Below are 25,233 nucleotides of genomic sequence, written 5' to 3'. Positions count from 1 at the left end.
TATAAAGATAACTGGTTTATCCACTGATGCACGTTTTCAGCAATGCAAGAACATCTGGAACCCCACAAGTACACTTAAGGTTGAGGAGGAAAGCCGATGAAGAATAAAAATCAAGTTGTTTCATGGTCGAAACAGGGTAATATTGCAACGATTATTATTGATAATCCACCTGTTAATGTATTAAGCGCAGATGTTATAGAACAATTGAATTTTGTGGTGGATGAAATTGAAAGCGATTACAATGTTAAGGTCATTATCCTTACAGGTGAAGGCGAAAGAGCTTTTGTTGCTGGTGGAGATATTAAAGAATTTCCAGCATGGATAGGAAAAGGAGTCGAAGAAGGAAAGGGGAAATCACTTTGGCTTCAGGAACCACTTAATAAAATTGAACGTCTATCTCGACCAACCATTGCTGCAATCAACGGATTAGCATTAGGTGGAGGATGTGAACTTGCCTTAAGTTGTGACATTCGGATTGCGGAGGAACAAATTAGGATTGGGCTTCCAGAAATTAAATTGGGGTTGTTTCCAGGAGCAGGGGGAACTCAAAGACTTCCTAGACTGATAGGTAAAGCAAAAGCAAAAGAATTGATCTTTACTGGTGAGCCACTGAATGCTGAAGAGGCCAAACAAATAGGACTTGTTAATCATGTCGTGCCAAAGGGGGAATCCATAAAAAAAGCAATGGAGATCGCAAAATGTATTTGCAATTATTCTTTACAATCTTTAACTTTTGCAAAGCACTCTATTGATTATGGTTATGAACAAACACTTGAAGATGGACTTGTGATTGAAGCTGAAAATTTTGGCCATGTTTTTCAGACTAGGGACGTTAAGGAAGGCGTTGAAGCCTTTATTAATAAAAGAGAGCCTAACTTCGTTGATAAGTAATCCTTCATGACAAAAACCAGAGTCAAGTCAATTTTTGAAAAAAAGAAGATTCTGTTATAACTAATTTTTGTTTATAAACTAAATCGATAAAGTTATTCTAAAAAAACAATGGATCTATTCGGGAAATTAATTAGAGTTCTTTTCTATGTTCACTAGAAAAGTGAATTATGATGCCCAAGAAGTCTTGGGGCAATGCATTCAAACCAGCAACAAGTGATAACATATTATATTTTGAGAAAAAGGGGGAAATCAATATGGATGTAATGATTATTATTATTTCACTAGGATTACTTATGTTTCTAGCATATCGAGGATTTTCTGTTATACTTTTTGCACCATTGTGCGCTTTGTTTGCTGTATTTTTAACGGATCCTGGACATGTTTTACCTTTCTTCTCTAATATATTTATGGTTAAGTTGGTTGAATTTGTTAAATTATATTTCCCGGTTTTTCTACTAGGTGCTATTTTTGGGAAATTGGTTGAAATAAGCGGTGTTGCAAAGAGCATAGCTAAAATTATTGTCCGTTTTATCGGGGCTAAACAAGCCATTCTAGCCATTGTGATAATGGGCGCAATCCTGACTTATAGCGGAGTTAGTTTGTTTGTTGCAGTGTTTGCCATCTATCCATTTGCTGCTCAGCTGTTTCGCGAAGCTAATATTCCAAAGCGTTTAATTCCTGCGACAATTGCAGTTAGTGCTTTTACCTTTTCCATGGATTCACTTCCAGGGTCTCCGCAAATTCAGAATGTCATTCCAACGGGGTTCTTTAAAACTGACATCTATGCTGCACCGATATTGGGAATTATTGGGGCTATATTTATCATTTCCTTGAGCCTTTTATACTTAAATCATTGTCGACATAAGGCAGCTAGAAATGGTGAAGGGTATTTTGGAATTGGGGATAAAGCTATTGATAAGGAAGCTGCTGAAGCAGAAATGGCAGCTAGTTCTGCTTTATCGCTGGAAACGACTAATAAGTTGGGAATGGATTCTGAAAAAGCTATAAGTAGAAAAGACTGGCTTGCTTTTATTCCGTTGGTGTTAGTTGGAGTGATGAATAAGTTTTTTACTGAGTCTTTTCCTCTTTGGTATGCCAAAGGGTTTGATTTTTCTACAATTGGGTTAAAAGATTATGGAAATGTTGATATGTCTAAAGTTATTGGTGTTTGGTCTGTAGAGATGGCTCTTATTCTCGGAATAATAGCAACCGTCTTATTAAACTTAAAAGCTGTCAAATTAAATTTCAATTCGAGTATTAATATAGGGATTAGTGGGGCATTGCTTGCAACCATGAATACGGCAACCGAATATGGTTTTGGGGGTGTGATTGCTGCTTTACCCGGCTTTACTGTGATACAAGATTATCTTACTGGAATGTTTTCAAATCCTTTAATTAATGGGGCGATCATGACAAATGTTTTGTGCGGAATTACTGGTTCAGGATCTGGCGGGATGAGCATTACGTTGAGCCTAATGGCGGATACGTATATACAAACAGCTGCTCATTTTGACATTCCGTTGGAAGTTTTACATCGTGTCATTGCTATGTCAGCAGGTGGGTTTGATACTTTGCCACATAACGGAGCTATAATTACTCTTCTAGCTGTTACTGGACTCACACATCGCCAGGCATATAAAGACATTTTTGTTATTACCATTATAAAGACACTTGCTGTATTCTTTGTAATTGGTATATTCAGCTTGTTTGCCATCGTTTAATTATTTGCCGGTGAGCATTGGAAAATACATTTCGATTTCTAGCTTTAAACGCTATTTACATCGAATAGTACGTCTTCGAAAAACATTTTTTATAGTGTTGATTTTAAAAACTATCACTAAATTATATAGTATATAGTATTTAATATCTGAATTTTCGGCCAACTAATTTAAGCCCAAATAAAGGAGATTGGAATAATGTTTAATAAATATTTCCATCAATATGAAATCGGAGAAACATGGGTGTCGAAAGGACGTACTATAACCGAAGCAGATCTAGTAATGTTTTCTGCATTTAGCGGTGACTGGTTTCCCCTCCATACTGATAAGGAGTATGCAGCAAATACACAATTTAAGCAAAGGATAGCCCACGGAATGCTTATACTTTCGGCTGCAACCGGCTTATTTCAATTTGAACCAGGAATCGTCGTTGCATTTTATGGTTTGGAGAAAGTTCGATTTACAAACCCTACCTTTATTGGGGACACGATACATGTAGAATTAAAGGTGATTGACCTTTTTGAAAAGGGCTATCAAGGTGTTGTAACAGTCATCCAAGAAATAAAAAAACAAAACGGAGAAACTGTAGCCATCGCCAATATGAAAATAATGGTCAATTCTGATGCCGAAGTAAAAATATAATAATCACTTGATTTATTAGGCGACAAACTTAAATATTCGAGCAGATAAAACGTACTTATTACTACTATCAATATCAAATTAGCTTTTGGGTATAAGAGGAAATTCAAAGTGAAAGGTATTATCCCAAACTTTAGCACGGAATTTAAACGGGCGGTAGGCGGAAGAAACGAAATAACAAGCTGCGTTTTTTTACTTCATTTTTCAGAAGAAGGCAAGCCTGCACACTGGCTTGCCTTCTTTGATGAACTCAAGCCTCTTTAGTTTTTTAAGACATCTTTATCTTGCCTTTATAGGGTATTGTTTCGATTTTTGCAGAAAAAAATTTCAAGTTTATCTTATATAGCAAGATTTTATATGAAATCCCTAACAATTTTTGTCATAATAAGAAAGTAGGAAGGGGGAACATCATGCTTCGATTATACGGGGCTTTAATCGGCCTTAGTTTGATATGGGGTTTATCATTTGTTTTTATGAAGTGGATGCTCCCGCCAGCGGGAATTTGGGGCATTGTGTTTCTCCGCTGTTTTGCGGGTGCTGTTGTTCTGCTTCCCGTGTTATGGTGGAAGCGCAGGGAAATCAACTGGAAATTGCCGTGGAAAGCACTGGTCGTTGTCGGAATCTTCAATTGCGGATTAGCATGGGGATTAATATCTTTAAGTGAAACAGAGATTAACAGCAGCACGGCATCGATTCTAAATGCAACCACACCCATCTGGACGGGGATCATCGGATTTATCCTTTTTTCATACGTTCTAACCGCCCGACAATGGATGGGCATTCTAATTGGTTTTTTCGGAATTCTAGTATTGATGGATTTTCAAATCGGTCAGCTTTTCGGAAAGGAATTCATCGGGATTGGGACAATGCTGCTAGCGTCCATCTGTTATGGTTTTGCTGGTCATTTTACGAAAAGATTTCTTTCCAGTACCAGCATATTGGTCATTACGACGTTTACGCTGCTTACGGGTGCCGTTATCGGTTTGATCGGGATGCTAATAACAGAGCCGTTTAAGCCAGTGATGTTGATGGAACCGCTGACGATTTTCGCCATAGTCGGTCTTGGGTGCTTTGGCTCTGGGCTTGGCCAGCTAATCTATTTCTACATCAATAAAAATGGCAGCCCAGAGTTAGCCGCATCGGTTACATACCTTATTCCTGCAACAGCTATGGTTTGGGGCTACGTCCTGCTTGGAGAAGCGATTAATCCTAACGTAATTATTGGCCTGCTGATTATTTTCGCAGGAGTTTATCTTTCTTCTAAGAAGTCAAAAGAAAATGATGGCACAAACTCTTCATCCGGAAAACAAGCGGAATTGCATCACGTAAAATAAGAAACCAAAACGAAATAGCCCTCACGTAAAGATTTTGTTTTTTCCTGGGGGCTTTCGTATTGAATCGCATTAATAGTTTTACTTATTCTAATCCAATTTTGCCAAAGAAGTGATTGATTGTCTTTGCCGCATTTATAGCTATGACATTAACCCTTATACAGAAGGGCATTTGCATTAGGATGGATATTCTTACGTAGAATATTTAGAATTAATTTCTCCTATTATAGAAAGTGAAATTGACAGTGTTTTTTTTGCCTGAAATTATTTTGATTTTGAGATATATTAATTTGAGATAATGCTGTTGACAGTAAATTTAATTCATGATAAATTACCTTTAAGTAAAGATAATTTAATTCGAGATATTAAAAGGTGTAAAACCCTATACAAACTCCTTTAATGAATAGACCACTCTGCTTGAAGGGAAAATGTAGGGAACTAATGAAAAAGCTGAACAACCATGAGTTGAATCGTTTTAATGGGAGGAATCAAGTATGAATGGATTAAAAGGTATACACCACGTAACGGCCATAACAAGCAGCGCAGAAAAGAATTATGAATTTTTCACTGATATTTTAGGTATGCGTTTAGTCAAGAAAACAGTTAACCAAGATGATATCCAAACCTATCACCTATTTTTTGCAGATGATGTTGGGGGTCCAGGTACTGACATGACTTTCTTCGATTTCCCTGGTATTCCAAAAGGTGTGCATGGGACCAATGAGATTTCAAAAACATCCTTCCGTGTACCGAATGATGCCGCATTAGAGTATTGGGTTAAGCGTCTCGACCGTTTAGAAGTGTGGAATACAGGAATCCAAGAACAATTTGGTAAAAAGGTCATTTCTTTTGTCGATTTTGATGATCAGCAATATCAATTGATCTCAGATGAAAATAATGAAGGGGTAGCAGCTGGAATCCCCTGGCAAAAAGGACCGATTCCTCTGGAGTACGCCATTACAGGATTAGGACCAATTTTCATTCGTATCGCCAACTTCGATTACTTTAAAGAAATGATGGAAAAAGTTCTATTATTCAAAGAAATAGCCGAAGAAGAATCCTTTCATTTATTCGAAGTAGGAGAAGGCGGGAATGGAGCACAAGTAATTGTCGAGCATAATTCGAGCCTTCCTCAGGCACGGCAAGGTTTTGGGACTGTTCACCATACAGCCTTCCGGGTAGAAGACCGTTCCGTTCTGGAAGAATGGATCGAACGAATGGAAAGCTTCCAATTTCAAACGTCTGGTTATGTTGATCGTCACTTTTTTGAGTCGCTTTACGTACGGGTGGCGCCGCAAATTTTATTCGAATTTGCCACTGATGGTCCTGGATTTATGGGGGATGAACCATATGAAACCCTTGGGGAAAAGTTATCCTTACCACCGTTCTTAGAACCTAAAAGGGATCAAATCGAAAAATTGGTCCGTCCCATTGATACAGTGAGAAGCACAAAGGAATTCATTAAAGAATAATTGGTAACCTTAAGTGAATGATATATTGGTTTATGCCCATACTAAAACAGGTAGAAATAAAACATGGAATAATCATTTGAAATAGAAAAAATGCTCTGGAGGAATGAATCATGACAAAAGATTTTTACACGGCCATTAAAGAGAGACGTTCATATTATGGAATCAATAAAGAGGTCCAAGTATCTGATGAGAAAATAAAAGAAATTGTTGAATTTGCCGTTAAACACACGCCATCGGCTTTTAATTCCCAATCTTCCCGCCTTATTGTTTTATCAGGCTCAGCACATGATAAATTATGGGATATTACGACGCAAGCGTTAAGGAAAGCGGTCGGTGAGGGAGATTTCTCTGGCACTCAACAAAAAATGGATTCATTTAAAGCGGGATACGGAACCATCTTATTCTTTGAAGATGAATCTGTTGTGAAATCACTTCAAGAACAATTTGCTACTTATGCCGATAACTTCCCAATCTGGTCACAACAAACATCAGGAATGCATCAATTAGTTGTTTGGACTGCCCTTGAAGCAGAAGGATTGGGAGCAACTTTACAGCATTATAATCCTCTAATTGATGATGAAGTGAAAAAAGCATGGGATGTTCCAAGTAATTGGAAGTTGATTGCGCAAATGCCATTCGGTAATCCAACAGCTCAACCGGGTGATAAAGAATTCAAACCACTTGAGGATCGTATAAAATATTATAAATAAAGTGGACTAGTAAGAGAAACTTTATTAAAGCCAAGTCTAACGGGCTCTCAGACTGTAGACAAACTCGAAGAAAAGCGAGTTTGTCTACAGTTTTTTTCTTTAAAAAACATTCCCTCGCCGCAAGCGTCTTTGGTGTCCCGGCTAGCCAGTTATTCGGCAGGAGTGTCGCAAATTTCTTCAACCTAGCGAGAGTTCCATCCCATATAAAACCAGTAAAAAATCATGGAATATAGCCAAGTCTTGTTTTGAAATTATGGTAATGATCCCCTCGATAAAATCGTCAAAATGATTCGGGAAGAGACCATCCCGCCCCCCTTTTGTATACAAACCGAGAGCCAACTCTATTTAGCTCTTTTTTAGTTGAGCTCATTTTGCATATGCTTTTCAGAATTACAAATGTTAATGGATGTAATTTACAGATATTAATGGCTTTGCGTTGTTATCAGAAAAAATATTTTTACTGCTTTTTTGATAAATGTTCTGAGTGGAAAGTGACTATACCTTATGTAAAAGCTTTATAAGTAATAGTTCTGCTTGTTATTCAATTCTTTATAAATGAGTGCTATTCCTTGGTCAAGTTTTTGTATATTTGTATTGGAAACGTTTAATTTTAATATTTTTTCCTGGTGAAAGCCATCTATATAATTTTGCTCTATCGTCTCTACCAGTACTTGTTGATTATGTAAGTTTTTGATTAGTTGAGCACTATTTAAACGATGAGGTAGTACGATATGAGCGTTCATACATATGGATGCTGGGCGATGAAAGCCTGAAGTCGAGTGCTTTTCTAGAGCATCAAATAGCAAGTTTGCACGCACTAAATAGGACAGGCGCACTTTGTTTCTATGGCGTTCAAACATACCGCTTTTTATGTAGATTTCAAGGGCTGCTTGTGAAATCATGGAACTATCGATATCAGCTGTTCTTTTATATAGTTGGAAGCTGTTCGCTAATGGTTTAGGCAATACGGCAACACCTATACGTAATCCTGGAAACATTATTTTAGAGAAGCTTTTTAAATAAATGACCATGTGATGTGTATCCTCGGAAAAAATAGGGTCTACCTTCATATTTTCTTCGAAATCTGCTAAAAAATCATCTTCGACAATATAAACACCATACTTTACAGCAAGTTTTAGTATCTCTTCCCTGTCCTTTTTAGAGTAAGAAGTCCCTAACGGATTATGAAAACGAGGCATCGTATAAAAGAATTTAATTTCCTGACCACTAAAAATCCGTTCTAATTCCCCTAAATCAATACCTTCTGCCGTTCGTTGGATTCCTTGCACGGAAATCTTGTACGCTTTCAATTGCTCCACAAATAAATGATAACTAGGTTGTTCAACAAGTATATGGGTACGTTCATTTGGAAAGGGGATAAGCGTTAATAAGGAAAGTGCTTGTTGCACGCCAGAAGTAATGAAAATCTGTTCTTCCTTTGCGAAAACCTGATATTGCTCTAATTGCTTTTGGATCACTTTAATTAAAGAGGGTAGTCCTTTTGGAGTGCCATAGATAAACAATTCTTGCTGATAGGTATCGATGGCTTTGTTGATGCAATGTTGAAAGTCATGATACGGAAATTGATGCCAAGCGGGAGCGGAGGTAACAAAATCGATTTCCGCAGTTGGTTCACTTTTACCATTAAATTCTTTTTGAACGACATAATATCCACTTTTAGGTACCGCATAGATTAAATGCCTCTTTTCCAATTCTTGCAGGGCTTTCAAGACTGTACTTTTACTACAATGATGTTGAGCGCTTAGTTGACGAATTGATGGGAGTTTAAAGCCTGCTTTGAGCTGTCCATTCTGGATGAGAGATTCAAATTCATTAAACAAAGCTACGTATTTTAACATGAATACCTCCTAAAAACTGTACCGTTACAGATGCTTTTTATTTGTATTGTATCGTAGTCGAACTTTTAATACGATACTAACAACCGGCCGGGTGTTGAAAAGGAGGATTTACTCAATATGCCAGAACATAAAAAAGCCTATTTTGCGGCGATACTATATGCCATTATTATTGGATTTTCATTTATCTTTACAAAAATATCATTAATGGAAGCGAGTCCGTTAGACACATTGGCACATCGATTTACGATGGCTTTTTTGATCGCTATAATTTTTAAGCTGTATAGGAGGACATCAGTGAAAATGAGTGCAAAGGATACTTTGAAAACTCTTCCGTTGGTGTCCCTTTATCCAATTTTATTCTTTACATTCCAAGTGTTTGGTCTCGTTTATACCTCATCTTCAGAAGCGGGTATCATCCAAGCGACCATACCAATTTTCACGTTATTATCAGCTTCATTATTTTTGAAGGAATACGCTGGTAAAAGTCAGAAATTTTTTCTTTATTTATCTGTGATGGGGGTTATCTTTATCTTTGTCATGAATGACTTGCAACTTGAGGCTCACAGTTTGAAAGGAACGATCCTGATCTTATTATCTTCGATTGCTGCGGCTCTTTATAATGTGGTAGCAAGAAGGTTAACAAAGCGATATTCACTATTTACGTTAACTTATGTGATGACGTTCTATGGTTTTTTTGCTTTTAATAGTATGGCCATCATCAACCATATCATTAACCAATCTTTTAGTAGCTTTTTTTTACCCTATACAAGTAGTGCATTTCTCATTTCAATCATATATCTTGGTGCATTATCGTCACTGCTTACTGCTTTTTTATCAAACTATGCATTATCTGTATTACCAGCATCTAAGATGAGCGTTTTCAGTAATTTAGCAACATTGATTACGGTTATGGCAGGGGTGATATTCTTACATGAATCCATACATTATTATCACGTTATTGGTGCAATGATTATTCTTGTTGGTGTAATCGGCACGAACTATTTTGGTGGAAATCGGTCAAAGCATATCAGTAAGGCTATTGGCGATCTGAAAAGAGAGGTAAAGTGAATGAATAAATATGTGTTATTACTGGTGATTAGTTGTATATGGGGATCTCAATTCTTCTTTATTGCATTAGTTATAGATAATGTTGGGGTTATTACTTTGTCAGCCATCAAAGCATGTATCGGTGGTATCTGTTTACTCTTCATTGGTTTTTTCTTATCAAAAGAAGAGCGAAGAGTAAATAGGAGTTATTATAAATGGTATATAATCATTGCGGTTTTCGAAGTTGTATTACCATTCGTATTTATTGCGCAAGGTCAGAAAACGGTATCAAGCAGTATCGCATCGATGTTGATTGGAATGGTTCCTGTCTTTACCATCCTCTTTTTAATAACATTTTACAAAAGAAAAAGCACAATGCCGGAGATTACAAGTATACTATTCGGATTTGCAGGTATTGTCTGCCTTTCCTGGCCAACACAAGGATTCCATGACCTTTTCACCAGTATTCAGGGTAATATCCTATTGATATTGGCTGCCATGAGTTTTGGATTATCATTGATTATCATGGAGAAATTAAACGAGGGATCTTCCGTTATTCATATGAGAAATATATTATTGATTGCCAGTGCATTTCTCATCCCAATGTCCCTTTTATTTGAGCAATCTTTCAAATTGGATTTAGAACGATCTCAATCTATCTACTTAGCGATTTTAGGCATTTTCCATGCAGGAGTAGTTTATGCGTTATTTAATAGGCTGATTCGGCAAGAAGGCGCGTTATTTACGTCATTCAGTAATTATATAGTGCCTGTCATCGGAATGATTTTAGGCTTTTTCTTTTTACATGAAGCGTTGTCTATTCATCAGATGATTGGGATGGGTATAATTATGATGTCATTGGTTTTTTCAGACAAAAAAATAATAACAAAGTTGATAAGAAAGTAGTATTTAATATATGTGCTATTGTCCGTAGTCATTAATTGTACTAATAAACCGCAGATTTTAGAATTTCGTAAAAATACCGCAGTAAAAGTGAGAAAAGAGAAGTAGATAATATTTTATCTTGGTAGGATGGAAATTCATTTTTTGAAAGAATATGTGGTTTTTGATCCGCAAATGATTTATATACTTTTATATAGTAGAAGAAGCATCTACTTAGGTTAAAGCAGATGCTTCTTCTACTGAAAATTATCACTACTAGCAATAATCCTTATGTTTTTATTTATTCCGCATTAGATAGTGAAGCGTTTTTGTCCATCTTCATTATAATAAATCCAGACCAGGCAAACATTAAGGATGCAAGGTAAAAGATGCTTCCAATCGTTAAAAAGTCGACTAAATATCCGGTTGCTATCACGGCAGCTGCAGCACCAATGGATGTCCAAACATGGTAGTTTCCAATTTCCTTACCCGCTGTTGTTTTCGTAACATATCTTGCAAGTACCGTTTTTTCAGTGTTTTTTTGTACAGCCCCAAGGACCCCCATTATAATCTGCAGGAGATAGACATGCCAAATTTCATATGCGAGAGGAAAGGCAAGAAGGATTAGTGCCATCCCCCATGAATAGATAATGAGAAATGTTTTGTCACCGGCTTTGTCAGCGAATTTTCCGATTAAAGGGTAACTAAGTGCTGCTGTCAGTGAGAATATTCCATATGCCCATCCGAATTGCGAATAGCTGGTACCTACATTCTTGATTAGCAAAATATAAAAAGGGAAAATCATGCTTGCAGCCATACCAACAGTGCCTTGGTAAATAACAAAACGTTTATAATTCATGGCTGATACTCCTTGTAGAAAAGATTCATGAAGCGATTATCAGGATCATATTTATTCTTTAATTGAAAGAATTCCTCAGCACGCGGATACGCTTCAAATAATTGTGTCTTGGTTGGATAACCATAATAGGGTAAATAGTAGCTGCCGTTATGGTCAAGCGTCACATTAATCATATTACGGATGACCCTTCCCGTATTTTCCTTACTTTCGTTATCTGTCCCTTGATTGATTAGCATAACAAGAGCGAACATATCATCCTTGGCATAGGACATGAGTGATTCATCATTATGTTCCACATAACGAATTGTAATATTTAATAAATTGAAATCTTTTTCATGTGATAAAGTTTTTCTTAGATCATCGATATAATCAGTAAATTGATCTATCGGAACGAAGTATTCTTGCAACACTTCTGTTTTGGAGGGATTGCTGTAATCCATAAAGGCAGAGTCCGACCGCATCACATTATTCCTGGAAACCAAGTTACCATCAATATTGGCCATGTAGGTCTCTTGAGTTTCCCAAAACCTCTTTTTCCCCCAGTCATTATAACGTGATAGGCCAAGAAAGAATTTAGGCACGGCAACGATTGTTTCCCGTTTGAGAGTATTGTAGTTCGATAGCTGTGCTTGGTCATTTGCCCTATAATAATCCGTTACATACATTTCATCCAAATAGGAGCCAGGAGCAACCGATATTCTTGCCAGATGCATTTTAACAGCATCGTTTTGAAGGACATCTCTTTTAAAATACGAAGTATATTCATCATAATTGAGTGATTTCGTTTTAATTTTATAAAGTTCGTCATCGGTTAGCTGGAGTGTAACATCAAGTATTACTCCAAACAAACCATATCCGCCAATAACCGAAGAGAAGAGCTCCGAGTTTTCTTCACGGCTCACCGTTAGGATTTGTCCTTTCGCGTTAAGCAATCTAAAAGATTCCACGGTTTCTATCAAGGCATGATGGCGGATATCACGGCCATGGACATTAACGCTCAAAGAACCGCCAATGGTGAATATGTTTTGAGATTGACTGACCTTCAGTGCAAGTCCATATGGGTTGATATATTCCTGTAGATCAGCCCAGGTTGCTCCGCTTTGAACCGTGATGTGTTTTTCTTTTACATCCAAATCAAGGATTTTGTCATAATGCTTCATATCTAGCAGGATCCCGTTTGGATATAATGTCTGTCCCCCTTGGCTATGCTGCATTCCGGCAATGGAAATGGAATCACCGTTTTTTACAGCTTCTTTAAGTACCTTTTCGATTGCTTCTTCACTATCTTCTGCTTTTATCGCTTTCATTTTAACTGGCATCAGACGGCTGATATCTTCTGCAATGGGGTGGTCAAGCTTGAAATTAAAAGCCTGCAGGGATAAACCAAATAATATTGCATATGGGATGATAAAGAAAAATCGTTTCATAATAACTAGCTTTCGACTCCTCGTTAAATATGCTTGACACTCAAGAGATATATTAATGCATGAACTTTATTGAATAATTGAGTTACCAACGCCATTCATTGAGATTGGGTTTTATATTCTTTAAATAATGTTGAACTTTTTATGCATTAGTGCTTCATTTTCAGCCCATTAATGATAGTTTCGATTAGAGGTATGGATAAAGATTCCAAGCTTCGTTCTGTGTTGTTTAAACCCCAATGATAGATGATACCCATCAGGCTTTGGGTGAGGAGTGTTGAAATCTCATTTATTGACTGTTCCGTGCCTATGCTGTTTTGTTTTTTCGCCTCTTCAATTAATGAACGAATAATTTGTAAGAGTGAGCGATTTGAATTTGAAAAGTATGTATGTTCTTTTGAATCTAATGCGGAACTGTAAATCACTTTCATTAGATCTTTGCCCATCTCTTCTTCCAGAAAACGCATCAATTTGCGTATGAAAACAAACAATTTCTCGGTAGCGTCCATATCGGCTGGGAACGAATGGAAGACTTCACGATAGTAATCATCGACTTCTGTGAACCTCGCTAAAAAAATGTCCGATTTCGCTGAAAAGTGTTGATAAAATGACCCTTTCGACGTGCCGCTTTTTTTCACGATTTCGTCTACTGTAACTTTATCATATCCCTTTTCGCTAAATAGCTTTAAAGAGATGTTTAAAATTTTTTCACGAGTCTTTTCTCCCCTAAGCTGTTTTTTTTTAGGTTCAATCATAAAAAACCTCCTAGTGATAATTGACAGAATATTCCTATATAGTTTACTATCAGACTACAGTCTGGTTTAGGAAATTTATGGTCTATTTAATTTAACGTAGATTATGAATATTCACAACGCTTTCCTAATTCATTTGGCATGTCGGGAAAGCGCTTACGATGTTTCTTGGTCAGTAGGGGTGATGTCAATCTAGTAAAATCAGGAGGATTTTTAAAAAATAGGAGAATACCTGAAAAGGGTGGTTAGAGTTCGTAAGATCCTTTTCCAATCAGTTACAGTCAGGTAGAAAAGGTAATTCTTTTTTAGCCTGGATGATATGCGTTTTGTACTATTGTTGGGAATCAGTAAATGTAAATGGAGAGGAGGTGGTATTGAAGGTACCGGGAATGAACCGGAGAGTCGGGAAGCTAGGAAAGAAATGATCAGCGGGAATCGCATTTTTTCATGTGGAAAATGTAGCTTGAAAAGGGAGGAAATAATCATGAATCATTCCAGTGGTGAAATAGAGAAAAGGACGATCAGTAAAACGATGAAACGCATTCTTCCATTCATCTTGATCCTTTATATCATTGCATATTTGGACAGGGTCAATTTAGGCTATGCTGCTTTACAAATGAATGCGGAATTAGCTTTATCCGCTGAGGTTTTTGGATTACTTTCTGGTATTTTCTTTATAGGCTATTTCTTCTTTGAAGTTCCAAGCAACATGATCATGCATAAAGTGGGAGCTCGGATATGGATTGCCCGAATAATGATTTCGTGGGGGCTCGTGGTAATATTAACAGGTTTTGCGCAAACAACTATGCATTTATACATTCTCCGTTTTTTATTAGGTGTCGCCGAAGCTGGTTTTTTCCCAGGTATAATCTTATATTTAACTTATTGGTTCAGGGCCCGCGAAAGAGGAAGGGCAACAGCGGTCCTGCTTTTAGCCTTACCGATTGGCGGATTGATTGGTGCGCCTGTGTCGACGTGGATTCTTGACAATATATCCTGGTTTGGTATGGCAGGCTGGAGATGGATGTTCATCCTTGAAGGCATTCCGGCCATTATCATAGGAATTGTTGTTGTTTTCTATTTAACTAATAGACCGACTAACGCTAAATGGTTATCTAAGGAAGAAAGTGATTGGTTAGAAGGGGAATTGAGTGCGGAAAGAAAAGCTAGCTCGAAAATAAATAAAGTCACTAAGCTTGATATGCTGAAAGATTCGAAAATCTGGAAGTTGGCCCTTTTTTATTTCGCAGGGTACACATCTATCTATGGATTGTCATTCTGGATGCCAACCATCATTAAATCTTTATCGGAAAATGCAACAACCAATTTAGAAATAGGCTGGTTAGCGATGATTCCATCATTAGTCGGCATACCTGCCATTATATTTGTTGGCTGGAATTCAGATCGGACCAATGAACATAAACCACACTTGCTTGTTTGTCTCATGATATCAGTTATCGGATTTATCGGGTGTGGCTTTTCAGATAGTGTCTTTATGATGGTGCTTATGTTAACGATTACATCTTTCGGGTTATACGGTTTCAGTGGATGTTTTTTTGCCTATATGACATTTTTCTTTACTGAGTCGACTGCACCAGTTGGCATAGCCCTAGTCAATTCATTTGCGGCTTTAGGTGGTTTTGTAGGACCGATGATTCTTGGAACTGTTGCATTTACTCAAGGTATGTTTATATTATCTGGATTACTTGTGATGGGAGTCATAACTTTATTATCATTAAAATTGACTAATGTTTCAGATGAAAATATTGGAAAAGAAGTTCAAGTCAATATTAAGCAATTATAAAAAATTCTAAATGAAAATTGAATTAAAGCGTAAAGTACTAAAATAGAAACATCAGTGGAAATCACAAAGGTCCATGGTGTTTCTTTTTTCATATAGTCATATTATTAAAGAAAAGTAATTTTTAAATGATGGAAGTAAACGTAATAGATATGGATGCTTCCCATTTTGAGCATGTCCAAATTTAATCTTGATCGCAGGTTCTTCTCAATATGACTTGTTTGAAGGATTCGGCAGGATTAGAATGGAGAGGAGATGCAAGTTGCTTTGTAAAGAACAGGGATTCCTTTTCTTTCAAACGTCACATTTATTCGATGAAAAGGATATCAGCGAGAGAAATGGGTGATGATGTGGAAATTCATTTGGTGGCAAAAGATGAGATAGAGGCTCAAGGAATTCGTTGGATAGTTGAATCCCACCTTACGGGAGTCCGACTGATCCTATGGAAAACGATTGAAGAATTTGAAAAGGGCATGCGCAATCAGCATCCGGAATTCGTCATTTTAGATATGGATATTTGGACGAATGAAAGTGAGGCGATGGGCGCTTCGTTAAAGCGGAGGGGAATTCGTTGGTTAGGGATTTCATCTGAGCGAATCTTTCAAACAGCTTATCGGGCCTTACGTTTTCGTGCGGATGATGTTTTATTCCGTCCTTTTTCTTCAGCGGATTTGGTAAAGCATATCCAACAATTGCGTTTTCAATTAAGAAATGGTCAAGGTTTTTCCTCGACAAGCACCATGGATGAAGAGAATACACTTGATATTGGTTATCCAGATTTCTTCTTGACAGACCGGAGGCATGATAGTCGAATAACCATGGTGGCATTTTTGACACCTGATAATAGGGCCCTCCCTTTAGTATATGATGAACTGCAACGATATTCTTTTACTGGGAAGCATCAAATATTCGCTTTATCGGATTTTATTTTATGCGTCCAGGAAACAAAGGAAATTGATGTATATAAGGAAGAATATCAAGCGTTCCTGGCTCACTGGAAAGAAAGAATGGATGAGCCTCTTGCCATCATAATAAAAGTGGCAACGCCTGATGAGTCTTTGAAAAGGATGTACCAGCAAACACGTGAATTTACGAGGCAAATCTTTTTCGATGGATATGATATCATTTTAGCGGAAAGTCAACAAACTTCCCCTCAAGAGATGGATCCATTCCTCACTCCTCTTGAACAAAGGCTTTGGATAGAAATGCTCGAAAGACGGGATGCGAAAGCCATAAGGAACTGGATCGAACGTGAATTCCTAACTTTTCAACAACCATACCCTGACCCGGAAATCGTTCGTATTCGCCTTACAAGCGTACTCGCACAGATCCGAAGGCATATGAAATCATACAACTTGCAAAATGCGTCTCTAGAAGCAATATACTATGATGTATTTCAGCAAATCGTACATAAACCAGTCATTCATCAAATAGTAAAAGAACTGCATGCGTTCACCACCCATTTGCTCCTTCAGGATCACGGGCAATTACAGGAAGGAGCACGCACTCTTAGCGAAAAAGCAAGAGAGCTGATCGAGTCCAACTATTGGGATTCCCAGTGGAATCTATCGACCTGTGCAGATACTCTGCGTGTCAATAAAAGCACACTCAGCCGTCGTTTTGCGGCTGAATCCGGCGAGTCTTTTCGCAATACGCTGCATCAAGTTCGAATTAGGGAAGCTAAACGCCTATTAAAGGAAACGGATTTATCATTGGAGGAAATCGCACAATTAGCCGGTTATTCACATCAGACCTATTTTAATGCAAAATTCAAACTGCTTGAAGCTTGTACTCCATCAGCTTATCGGTCTGGATTATAAAAAGGACGATTCAGTAATATTGAATCGTCCTTTTTTATTTCATAACAATATAATTTTCAATATTATTCATAAAAAAATAAAGTTAACTACAAAAACTTGAAATAATTTATAAAATAATCATTAAATTATAATGAATTATTCTGAATTTTTCTTATAGAATGAAAATATAACAAAAACAAGGGGGAAATGAAAATGAACACGATTACAAACAAGGTTATCCGTTATACTGGAACAGAATTGCATACAAAAGGATGGCAACAAGAAGCAGTGCTTAGAATGTTAATGAATAATTTGGATCCTGAAGTTGCAGAACGTCCAGAAGATTTGGTGGTATACGGAGGGATTGGGAAAGCAGCTCGTAACTGGGAATGCTTTGATGCAATCGTCAAATCACTAAAAGAGCTTGAAGAAGATGAAACTTTATTGGTCCAATCAGGGAAACCGGTGGCCATTTTTAAAACGCATTCGGATGCACCACGTGTCCTGCTTGCAAATTCAAATATCGTCCCTGCTTACGCGAACTGGGAAACATTCCATGAACTTGATAAAAAGGGATTGATGATGTATGGGCAGATGACAGCTGGCAGCTGGATATATATTGGTTCTCAAGGAATCGTCCAGGGTACATACGAGACCTTTGCTGAGCTTGCAAAACAACATTTCAATAACTCGTTAAAAGGCACCATTACTCTAACGGCAGGTTTAGGCGGAATGGGAGGAGCACAGCCGCTAGCAGTTACGATGAACGGCGGTGTCTGTATCGGGATCGATGTAGATGAGACAAGAATTGACAGGAGGATCGAGACTCGTTATACCGATGTGAAAACGGATTCTTTGGATGAGGCCATTCGTTTAGCCAAAGAAGCAAAACTTGCAGGAAAAGCATTATCGATTGGTTTGATTGGGAATGCTTCCGATCTTCTTCCTGAAATGATCGCCAGAAACTTTATTCCGGATGTCTTGACAGATCAAACTTCCGCCCATGATCCGTTAAATGGATATACACCATCTGGTATGTCAATGGAGGAAGCTGCACAATTACGGAATGCGAATCCAGAAGAGTATATTAAACTCTCTAAAGCTTCAATGGCCAAACATGTAAGAGCGATGCTTGAAATGATGGAAAAAGGAGCCGTGACGTTTGATTATGGCAACAATATCCGTCAAGTTGCGAAAGATGAAGGGGTAGAGAATGCTTTTGACTTCCCAGGCTTCGTTCCAGCTTATATCCGTCCACAATTTTGTGAAGGTAAAGGTCCATTCCGCTGGGTGGCTTTATCTGGTGATCCAGAAGACATTTATAAAACAGACCAAGCGATTTTACGTGAATTCGCTGATAATGAACATTTATGTAACTGGATCAGAATGGCTCAAGAAAAAATTCAGTTCCAAGGTCTGCCTTCCCGCATATGCTGGCTTGGTTATGGGGAGCGCGCCCGTTTTGGTAAAATCCTCAATGATATGGTTGCAAGCGGTGAATTGAAGGCACCAATAGTGATTGGGCGTGACCATTTGGATTCAGGCTCTGTCGCCTCGCCGAATCGTGAAACGGAAGCCATGAAGGATGGTTCCGATGTAGTGGCTGACTGGCCTATCTTAAATGCAATGGTGAATGCAGTGGGCGGTGCAACCTGGGTTTCCGTACATCATGGCGGCGGCGTAGGAATGGGTTACTCCATGCATGCAGGCGTTGTAATTGTGGCAGACGGCACAAAAGAAGCAGGAGCAAGGATTGAGCGAGTGTTGACAACGGATCCTGGGATGGGCGTAGTGCGTCATGTTGATGCAGGGTATGAACTGGCAGAGGAAACAGCTCGTGAAAAAGGTATTAATATCCCGATGCTTGATAAAGGAATTGATAAACAATGACAAAACCAATTTGGATAAAACATGCCGCTCAACTTGCCACCCTTACCTCTGAAAGGAAAGGTCCTCGTTCCAAAGAGGGAATGTCGGAGCTTGGTTTGATAAAAGATGGAAGTATATGGATGGAGTCTGGTTTGATTCAAGCTGTAGGTACGACCAAGGAATTGGAAGAACTTTATGCTGATAGAATGCATGAAGCTGAAGTTTTCGATGCTTCTGGCCATTTGGTGACACCAGGGCTTGTTGATCCCCATACGCATGTGGTATATGGCGGGAGTCGTGAGCGTGAATTTGAAATGCGTCTTGAAGGTGCAACATATATGGACATCATGAATGGAGGTGGAGGCATTCATGCAACCACCCGCATGACCAGGGAAGCAAGTGAAGAAGAGTTGATGGAACAAACCAAACGACGCCTTGATTCGTTTCTCGCTCATGGCGTGACTACAGTAGAAGGTAAAAGCGGTTATGGAATGAATTTGGAAACCGAATTGAAGCAGTTGCGGGTGATGAAGAAGTTACAGGAAGAGCATCCGATTGATTTAGTTCCTACCTTTATGGGAGCCCATGCGGTTCCAAAGGATTATAAAGGCCGTGAGGATGAATTTGTCGATCATCTGATTAATGATATGCTTCCAATCGTCTCTGAAGAAAAGCTTGCTGAATTCAATGATGTATTTTGTGAAAAGGGGGTTTTTACCCCTGAACAATCAGAGCGGATTTTAAAGGCGGGGAAAAAGTACGGCTTGATCCCTAAAATTCATGCCGATGAAATTGAGCCATACGGGGGAGCGGAACTAGCTGCCAAAATAGGGGCGATTTCAGCTGAGCATTTATTAAAGGCTTCCGAAGAGGGAATTCAAGCCATGGCTAAGTCAGGAACCATTGCCTGCTTGCTTCCAGCCACAGCTTTGTATTTAAGAGAAGATGCGGCCCCAGGACGCCGAATGGTTGATGAAGGTGTAGCTGTTGCCATTTCTACCGATTGCAATCCCGGATCCTCACCGACGACTTCTATGCCACTTGTCATGAATCTGGCATGCATCTCGATGCGGCTTACCCCTGCTGAAGCGCTTACGGCGGCAACATACAATGCTGCTTGTGCAATCAACAGACAAGAAAAGATAGGTTCGCTTGAAGTAGGAAAACAAGCGGATGTCGTTTTATGGAATGTTGAAAACTATCAGGAATTGCAATATTTGTTTGGGGTTAATCACGTTAAGACTGTATGGAAAAACGGTGTTCAAGTTGTGAATGATAGAGTGAAGAATGATTCCAAAAGCCTGACGGGCCTTTAAAAATCACTAAAAAAAGATACGACCTCGATTCTTAATCAATGTCTACCCATTCCATCCGCTGAAAAATTCAGGGGATGGAATGGGCTTTTAGAAGTATTTATCAAATGTAATGGTGCTGAATCGTAGGATGGTGGTTTATCATCCTACCCATTGCCAGCGTTAAATACTTTACTGCTTTACAGTGAGATTTAATGAAAGTGTTTTAAGGAAATCGTGGAAATGAATCTTCCATGTGGAGGGAATTTTATGTGGATAATCACTATCCATTCGAAGGATAACTTAAAAATGTTTGAGTTTTACACTGAAAAGGAAGCAAGGGAAAAATTCGAAGTAATAGAAGGGTGTAAAATCCTTAGTGAAGTCATTTATTTCAATGATCAACGATTAGTCGAATCTTAAAACTTAACATTTTTTATGATGTTAATTTTCTAATATGCATGTATGTCTACATTTTTAGATGGTAAGGTCAGTAAAATATCATTTTTATTTATGTAACCTGAAAATCTATTCATTTAATTTTAGGTTAACTACCGGAGTATTACTGTAATAGTGTTTTTTTGATCCATAAATCTGATAAATCAAAAAATGGAGGGGATTCTTTGAACGAACAAAAATTCACTATAGACGATGCCCCATTTAATAAGTTTCATTTTCGAATTGCTGGACTTACATTCGGTTCAAGCTTCTGTGATGGCTATTCCCTTGGGATCATTGCGATGGCATTGACAGTATTCGGGCCTCAAATGAACATGAATGCTATGTGGACAGGACTGATCGGCAGTTCCGCTTTAATCGGTCTGTTTGCCGGATCTTTAATACTTGGAAGACTTTCTGATCGTGTAGGCAGACAGAAAATCTTTCTCGTAAACTTTTTACTTATCACGGTTGCTACTCTTTTACAATTTTTTGTTAGTAGTCCAGAAGAGCTTTTCATTTTACGTTTGTTAATTGGTTTTGGACTTGGTGGAGATTACGCTGTCGGTACGACTTTACTCGCCGAGTTTTCACCAAAAAAGTATCGCTCCTCGCTTCTCGCGTCTATAAACGTAGTATGGACGCTTGGATATGTAGCATCAAACTTTGTTGGTCATTACCTGGGACAGGTTGGTTCAGACTCATGGCGTTGGATGCTTGTTAGTGCTGCTATTCCCGCTATTCTGGTTTTAATCTTAAGAATAGGAACCCCTGAATCACCAAGATGGCTTGTCAGCATGGGGCGTGTCGAAGAAGCTCGCCAGATTGTAAAAAAACACCTTGGATCAAACGTTGAAATGGGAGAAACGATTACTGGCACTGAAAATCAAAGGACTCTGGGATTTCGTGGACTTTTCAGTAAAAAGCTTCGTAAGCGTACGGCTTTTGGTGGAATATTCAAATTAACTCTTGTTATTCCATACTTTGCAATCTACACTTTCCTTCCGTCCATACTAAGTACAATGGGTTTTGAACAAAACTTTTTTGCCGATACCATGTTAAATCTATTCTTGCTTGTTGGGGCAATTTTTGGTCTTTGGTTGCTTGCAAAATTTTCTCGTAGAGGATTTACCATCGGGGCTTTCACGATACTTACCGTTTCATTGTTTTCACTCAGCTTCTTACACAATGGTTCTCAATTCTTAATGTTGATAGCCTTCTTGATCTTTACTTTTTTCATGTCAGCAGCATCAAACCTTACATTAGTATACCCAGCAGAGCTTTTTCCAACTGAGATTCGTGGGTCTGGAATAGGTATGGTTACGGCAATTAGTCGAATTGGTTCTGCGATTGGAACATTTCTGCTGCCTGTTTCTTTAAGTTCATTTGGATTAAGTGCTTCAATGGCAGGAATGGCAGCAATTCTGCTGATTGGCTTGATCGTATCGATAGCCTGGGCACCTGAAACGAAGAATCTTTCTTTGCATGAAGCAAGTGACCCTTTGCTAGAAGCGGGAAACTTTTCGAAGGGAACCGATATTCCCTTTACAGAAAATAAGAAAATAACATAAGATTAATTTCCAGTTAATAAATGAGAAGGACCAAATTTTTTTTCTCCTTCTTGATGAGTCATAGGTGAGGAGATGTGTAAGGATGATAACGACCGATTTTTTACATCCTAAAGATATTAAAGAGGTTGCACTAGGTGATGGTGCAGTCTCAATCGAAGAGATAATAGCGGTTGCAAGATATGGTGCAAAAGTTACTTTCACCGAGGTATATTGTGAAAGGGTGGATAAATCACGAAGCTTAATAGAAAAGTTTTTAGAAGATAATAGATTGATTTACGGTGTAACGACAGGTTTTGGCAGTAATATGACAGAAGTGATTTCTCCACAAGACGCAGAAACCCTTCAACGGAATATTGTTCGTTCACATGCTGTTTCAGTAGGGGAACCTCTTGAAAAAGAAGTCGTAAGAGCCATTCAATTGATGATACTCGTGAATTTAGGCCAGTGTTATTCAGGGGTCCGTTTACAAGTTTTAAAGCTTATCGCTTCACTGTTAAATCACGATATACTTCCCTATGTTCCAGGTGAGGGGTCAGTGGGGTATCTGTCTCCTGAAGCCCACATGTCCTTATTGGTGATCGGGGAGGGACGGGCGTGGTACAATGATGAGCTTCTTCCGGGGAAGGATGCGTTAGCACAATCTGGATTGAAGCCAGTTACGCTTGGGTGTAAGGAAGGACTTGCTTTAATAAGCGGAACTGCTTCCGTCACTGCGATGGCTGTCCTGGCTTTATACAATAGCATGCAAGCAGCAAAAACCGCGGACATTACGGGAGCTATGTCATTAGAAGTGCTAAAAGGTACAATAAAAGCATTTGATCCCCGTCCACATGCATTGAAAAAACATGAGGAACAGGCTAAGACAGCCAGAAATGTAACAAGGATTCTTGAAGGCAGCCAAATCATTGATACTTACAAGGAACATAGATTACAAGATGCACTTAGCTTACGATGCATTCCACAAGTCCATGGAGCCATAAAAAGAGTATTGAAAGACGCTGCTGTTTCAATTGAGAATGAAATGAACTCTGTAAGTGACAATCCTCTGATTTTTCCGGAAGAGGAAGATGGAATTGCACTAATGGCTGGGAATTTTGATGGGTCATTTGTTGGGATATACGCGGATACGATTTCCATTGCGTTAGCAAACTTAGCAAAAATAACAGAACGCAGAATAGATCGCCTTGTAAACCATCACCTTAGTGAATTACCTAATTTCTTAGTGGTTAATCCAGGTTTAAATAGTGGCTACATGATTCCACAATATACAGCTGCCGGGCTTTTAAATGAAATCAGGGTGCTCGCGCATCCAGCCACAATAGATAATATCCCTACATGCGCAAATCAAGAAGACGTGATAAGTTTTGCCTATTTCGCTTCGAAGAAAGCCTATCGGATTTCGAAGAAACTTGAATATATTTTAGCCATTGAACTGATGACGGCAACACAAGCGATGGATTTTCATCTACCCTTGAAACCGTCACCGGCTACGGAGGCGGTATATCATTTAGTTCGGAGCGAAGTGCCGATGGTTGAAGAAGATCGCTTTTTCCATCCTGACATTGAAGCGATTTATAGGCAAATTCATGAAGGTGAAATAGTGAAGCTCGTCGAAATGGCGATCGGGGAAATAGAGTTCTAAAACCATATGGAAGCTGTTTTCCTTTATTTAATAAGGTAATGGCTTCCTTATTTTTATATGAAGGATCATATTAAAAGGAGGAGGGATGTAAGATGCACTATGATGTAATTGTAATTGGAGCTGGATCTATGGGTATGTCTTCAGGTTATTATCTATCAAAAAGTGGACAAAAAGTATTATTAATAGATTCCTTTGCTCCTCCCCATAATAAGGGCAGCCATCACGGGGAAACAAGAATTATTAGACATGCTTATGGTGAAGGCAGGGAGTATATTTCTTTGGCACTTAAATCCCAAAAGCTATGGGGTGAATTGGAAAGAGATACAGGGAAACAATTATTCCTTCCAACAGGGGTCCTGAATGCCGGAAGCGACAATTCGGATTTCATTAAACAAGTGAAAGCGGGGTCAAAGGAATATGGTTTACCTATGAAAATCTTGGATTCACATGAAATTCATGATAGATGGCCTGGAATAACACTGCCAGAAGACTACATTGGGTGCTTTGAATCGACTTCGGGCGTGTTGAAAAGTGAAGAGTGCTTAAGAGCGTATCAACAACTTGCGAAATCCCATGGTGCCGACATCATTGTAAACAGCGAGGTAAGAAAGATAGTTGTTCATGGCAATGGGGTCACGATTAAAACGGATGAACAGACATTCCACTCAGAATCTTTAGTGGTTGCAGTTGGGGCATGGGCCCCGAAAATACTGGCGATGTTAGATTTACATCTGCCGTTAGAACCCATTAGAAAAACATTTGCCTGGTTTCATGCAAATGAGAAATTATATAATCATAATGATTTTCCAGCTTTTACTTTTGATACTTCAGTGGGTACATACTATGGCTTTCCTAGTATAAATGGTTCTGGATTGAAAATAGGGAGACATGATGGAGGAAACCGTATAAATCCTGATGGCTATATTGAGGGTTTTGGTGAATTGGATGAAGATGAGGGAGATTTGGTGAAGTTTTTACGGAAATATATGCCTACTGATCAAAAAATGAAATATGGGAAAACTTGCATCTACACCATGACCCCTGATGAGCATTTTATAGTGGATAAACATCCTTATTACCCACACATTGCTATAGCAGCGGGTTTCTCTGGACACGGTTTTAAATTCAGCAGTGTTATTGGAGAGATTTTAAGTGACCTTATTATTTCAGGTAAAAGTGAGAATGATATCTCACTATTTTCTATAAATCGATTTAATTAAAAATATAGTAATGAAAA

21 protein-coding genes are annotated in these 25,233 nt (G+C 38.4%); 17 read left to right on the top strand and 4 right to left on the bottom strand.

Annotated features, from left to right (window positions below; genetic code table 11):
- The first annotated feature begins 96 nt into the window (after positions 1-96).
- From QUF94_RS15995 to QUF94_RS15965, 7 genes are all read left to right on the top strand, one after another.
- Positions 97-891 carry an enoyl-CoA hydratase/isomerase family protein gene (locus QUF94_RS15995; RefSeq protein WP_289316727.1) on the top strand — a complete coding sequence of 265 codons (795 nt, stop codon included), beginning with the start codon at positions 97-99 and terminating at the stop codon, positions 889-891.
- Positions 892-1,145: 254 nt separating this feature from the next.
- Complete coding sequence (locus QUF94_RS15990; protein WP_289316726.1) at positions 1,146-2,612, top strand: GntP family permease; 1,467 nt, start codon at positions 1,146-1,148, stop codon at positions 2,610-2,612.
- Between the two features lie 195 nt (positions 2,613-2,807).
- Entirely contained in the window at positions 2,808-3,251 is a 444-nt protein-coding gene (locus QUF94_RS15985; protein WP_375088592.1) for a MaoC/PaaZ C-terminal domain-containing protein, read from the top strand.
- Positions 3,252-3,359: 108 nt separating this feature from the next.
- Positions 3,360-3,512, top strand: coding sequence for a hypothetical protein (locus tag QUF94_RS15980; RefSeq protein ID WP_289316725.1), 153 nt, complete (start codon positions 3,360-3,362; stop codon positions 3,510-3,512).
- 146 nt (positions 3,513-3,658) lie between these two features.
- Entirely contained in the window at positions 3,659-4,582 is a 924-nt protein-coding gene (locus QUF94_RS15975) for a DMT family transporter (protein WP_289316724.1), read from the top strand.
- A gap of 491 nt (positions 4,583-5,073) precedes the next feature.
- Complete coding sequence (locus QUF94_RS15970; protein WP_289316723.1) at positions 5,074-6,051, top strand: ring-cleaving dioxygenase; 978 nt, start codon at positions 5,074-5,076, stop codon at positions 6,049-6,051.
- 110 nt (positions 6,052-6,161) lie between these two features.
- Positions 6,162-6,761 (top strand): nitroreductase family protein, encoded by a 600-nt coding sequence (locus QUF94_RS15965; RefSeq protein WP_289316722.1) that lies wholly within the window; start codon positions 6,162-6,164, stop codon positions 6,759-6,761.
- A 515-nt stretch (positions 6,762-7,276) separates the two neighbouring features.
- On the opposite strand, the gene QUF94_RS15960 is transcribed toward QUF94_RS15965, so the two are convergent.
- Positions 7,277-8,620, bottom strand: a complete 1,344-nt coding sequence (locus tag QUF94_RS15960; protein WP_289316721.1) for an aminotransferase-like domain-containing protein — start codon at positions 8,618-8,620, stop codon at positions 7,277-7,279.
- Positions 8,621-8,737: 117 nt separating this feature from the next.
- Between QUF94_RS15960 and QUF94_RS15955 the strand changes: the two genes are divergently transcribed.
- The gene (locus QUF94_RS15955) at positions 8,738-9,688 is read left to right on the top strand and encodes a DMT family transporter (protein ID WP_289316720.1); all 951 of its coding nucleotides are present in this window, start codon (positions 8,738-8,740) and stop codon (positions 9,686-9,688) included.
- Positions 9,689-10,573: a DMT family transporter gene (locus QUF94_RS15950; RefSeq protein WP_289316719.1), complete on the top strand. Its 885-nt coding sequence runs from the start codon at positions 9,689-9,691 to the stop codon at positions 10,571-10,573. It abuts the gene before it with no gap.
- Positions 10,574-10,850: 277 nt separating this feature from the next.
- Here the strand turns inward: QUF94_RS15950 and QUF94_RS15945 are convergent, their stop codons facing one another.
- The 3 genes from QUF94_RS15945 to QUF94_RS15935 form a co-directional block, all read right to left on the bottom strand.
- Entirely contained in the window at positions 10,851-11,408 is a 558-nt protein-coding gene (locus tag QUF94_RS15945) for an MFS transporter (protein ID WP_289316718.1), read from the bottom strand.
- Positions 11,405-12,835, bottom strand: a complete 1,431-nt coding sequence (locus tag QUF94_RS15940) for an FAD-binding oxidoreductase (protein ID WP_289316717.1) — start codon at positions 12,833-12,835, stop codon at positions 11,405-11,407. The genes QUF94_RS15945 and QUF94_RS15940 overlap by 4 nt, the downstream gene beginning before the upstream one ends.
- Positions 12,836-12,981: 146 nt before the next feature.
- A complete protein-coding gene (locus QUF94_RS15935) occupies positions 12,982-13,587 on the bottom strand; it encodes a TetR/AcrR family transcriptional regulator (RefSeq protein WP_289316716.1) in 606 nt (201 codons plus the stop codon).
- Positions 13,588-14,068: 481 nt separating this feature from the next.
- Between QUF94_RS15935 and QUF94_RS15930 the strand changes: the two genes are divergently transcribed.
- The 8 genes from QUF94_RS15930 (at position 14,069) to solA (ending at position 25,216) form a co-directional block, all read left to right on the top strand.
- Positions 14,069-15,388 (top strand): MFS transporter, encoded by a 1,320-nt coding sequence (locus QUF94_RS15930; RefSeq protein ID WP_289316715.1) that lies wholly within the window; start codon positions 14,069-14,071, stop codon positions 15,386-15,388.
- A 311-nt stretch (positions 15,389-15,699) separates the two neighbouring features.
- Positions 15,700-17,205, top strand: coding sequence for a helix-turn-helix transcriptional regulator (locus tag QUF94_RS15925; RefSeq protein WP_289316714.1), 1,506 nt, complete (start codon positions 15,700-15,702; stop codon positions 17,203-17,205).
- A gap of 192 nt (positions 17,206-17,397) precedes the next feature.
- Positions 17,398-19,074, top strand: a complete 1,677-nt coding sequence (gene hutU / locus QUF94_RS15920) for a urocanate hydratase (RefSeq protein ID WP_289316713.1) — start codon at positions 17,398-17,400, stop codon at positions 19,072-19,074.
- Positions 19,071-20,369 carry an imidazolonepropionase gene (hutI, locus tag QUF94_RS15915; RefSeq protein ID WP_289316712.1) on the top strand — a complete coding sequence of 433 codons (1,299 nt, stop codon included), beginning with the start codon at positions 19,071-19,073 and terminating at the stop codon, positions 20,367-20,369. Before hutU ends, hutI begins: the two co-directional genes overlap by 4 nt.
- A 246-nt stretch (positions 20,370-20,615) precedes the next feature.
- The gene (locus QUF94_RS15910) at positions 20,616-20,768 is read left to right on the top strand and encodes a hypothetical protein (protein WP_289316711.1); all 153 of its coding nucleotides are present in this window, start codon (positions 20,616-20,618) and stop codon (positions 20,766-20,768) included.
- Positions 20,769-20,968: 200 nt separating this feature from the next.
- The gene (locus QUF94_RS15905; protein ID WP_289316710.1) at positions 20,969-22,354 is read left to right on the top strand and encodes an MFS transporter; all 1,386 of its coding nucleotides are present in this window, start codon (positions 20,969-20,971) and stop codon (positions 22,352-22,354) included.
- Between the two features lie 82 nt (positions 22,355-22,436).
- Complete coding sequence (gene hutH / locus QUF94_RS15900) at positions 22,437-23,996, top strand: histidine ammonia-lyase (protein ID WP_289316709.1); 1,560 nt, start codon at positions 22,437-22,439, stop codon at positions 23,994-23,996.
- Between the two features lie 92 nt (positions 23,997-24,088).
- Positions 24,089-25,216: an N-methyl-L-tryptophan oxidase gene (solA, locus tag QUF94_RS15895; protein WP_289316708.1), complete on the top strand. Its 1,128-nt coding sequence runs from the start codon at positions 24,089-24,091 to the stop codon at positions 25,214-25,216.
- Positions 25,217-25,233 lie beyond the last annotated feature (17 nt).

It is taken from the genome of Peribacillus sp. NJ4, assembly GCF_030348345.1.
In the GTDB taxonomy this organism is placed as follows: Bacteria; Bacillota; Bacilli; order Bacillales; family DSM-1321; genus Peribacillus.
Note: the sequence above shows the minus strand (reverse complement) of the source record. Positions and strands in the feature narration are given on the sequence as shown.

Coding starts and splice junctions, on each gene's coding strand:
- QUF94_RS15995 (WP_289316727.1), top strand. CDS start 97: ATGAAGAATAAAAATCAAGTTGTTTCATGGTCGAAACAGGGTAATATT.
- QUF94_RS15990 (WP_289316726.1), top strand. CDS start 1,146: ATGGATGTAATGATTATTATTATTTCACTAGGATTACTTATGTTTCTA.
- QUF94_RS15985 (WP_375088592.1), top strand. CDS start 2,808: ATGTTTAATAAATATTTCCATCAATATGAAATCGGAGAAACATGGGTG.
- QUF94_RS15975 (WP_289316724.1), top strand. CDS start 3,659: ATGCTTCGATTATACGGGGCTTTAATCGGCCTTAGTTTGATATGGGGT.
- QUF94_RS15970 (WP_289316723.1), top strand. CDS start 5,074: ATGAATGGATTAAAAGGTATACACCACGTAACGGCCATAACAAGCAGC.
- QUF94_RS15965 (WP_289316722.1), top strand. CDS start 6,162: ATGACAAAAGATTTTTACACGGCCATTAAAGAGAGACGTTCATATTAT.
- QUF94_RS15960 (WP_289316721.1), bottom strand. CDS start 8,620: ATGTTAAAATACGTAGCTTTGTTTAATGAATTTGAATCTCTCATCCAG.
- QUF94_RS15955 (WP_289316720.1), top strand. CDS start 8,738: ATGCCAGAACATAAAAAAGCCTATTTTGCGGCGATACTATATGCCATT.
- QUF94_RS15950 (WP_289316719.1), top strand. CDS start 9,689: ATGAATAAATATGTGTTATTACTGGTGATTAGTTGTATATGGGGATCT.
- QUF94_RS15945 (WP_289316718.1), bottom strand. CDS start 11,408: ATGAATTATAAACGTTTTGTTATTTACCAAGGCACTGTTGGTATGGCT.
- QUF94_RS15940 (WP_289316717.1), bottom strand. CDS start 12,835: ATGAAACGATTTTTCTTTATCATCCCATATGCAATATTATTTGGTTTA.
- QUF94_RS15935 (WP_289316716.1), bottom strand. CDS start 13,587: ATGATTGAACCTAAAAAAAAACAGCTTAGGGGAGAAAAGACTCGTGAA.
- QUF94_RS15930 (WP_289316715.1), top strand. CDS start 14,069: ATGAATCATTCCAGTGGTGAAATAGAGAAAAGGACGATCAGTAAAACG.
- QUF94_RS15925 (WP_289316714.1), top strand. CDS start 15,700: ATGAAAAGGATATCAGCGAGAGAAATGGGTGATGATGTGGAAATTCAT.
- hutU (WP_289316713.1), top strand. CDS start 17,398: ATGAACACGATTACAAACAAGGTTATCCGTTATACTGGAACAGAATTG.
- hutI (WP_289316712.1), top strand. CDS start 19,071: ATGACAAAACCAATTTGGATAAAACATGCCGCTCAACTTGCCACCCTT.
- QUF94_RS15910 (WP_289316711.1), top strand. CDS start 20,616: ATGTGGATAATCACTATCCATTCGAAGGATAACTTAAAAATGTTTGAG.
- hutH (WP_289316709.1), top strand. CDS start 22,437: ATGATAACGACCGATTTTTTACATCCTAAAGATATTAAAGAGGTTGCA.
- solA (WP_289316708.1), top strand. CDS start 24,089: ATGCACTATGATGTAATTGTAATTGGAGCTGGATCTATGGGTATGTCT.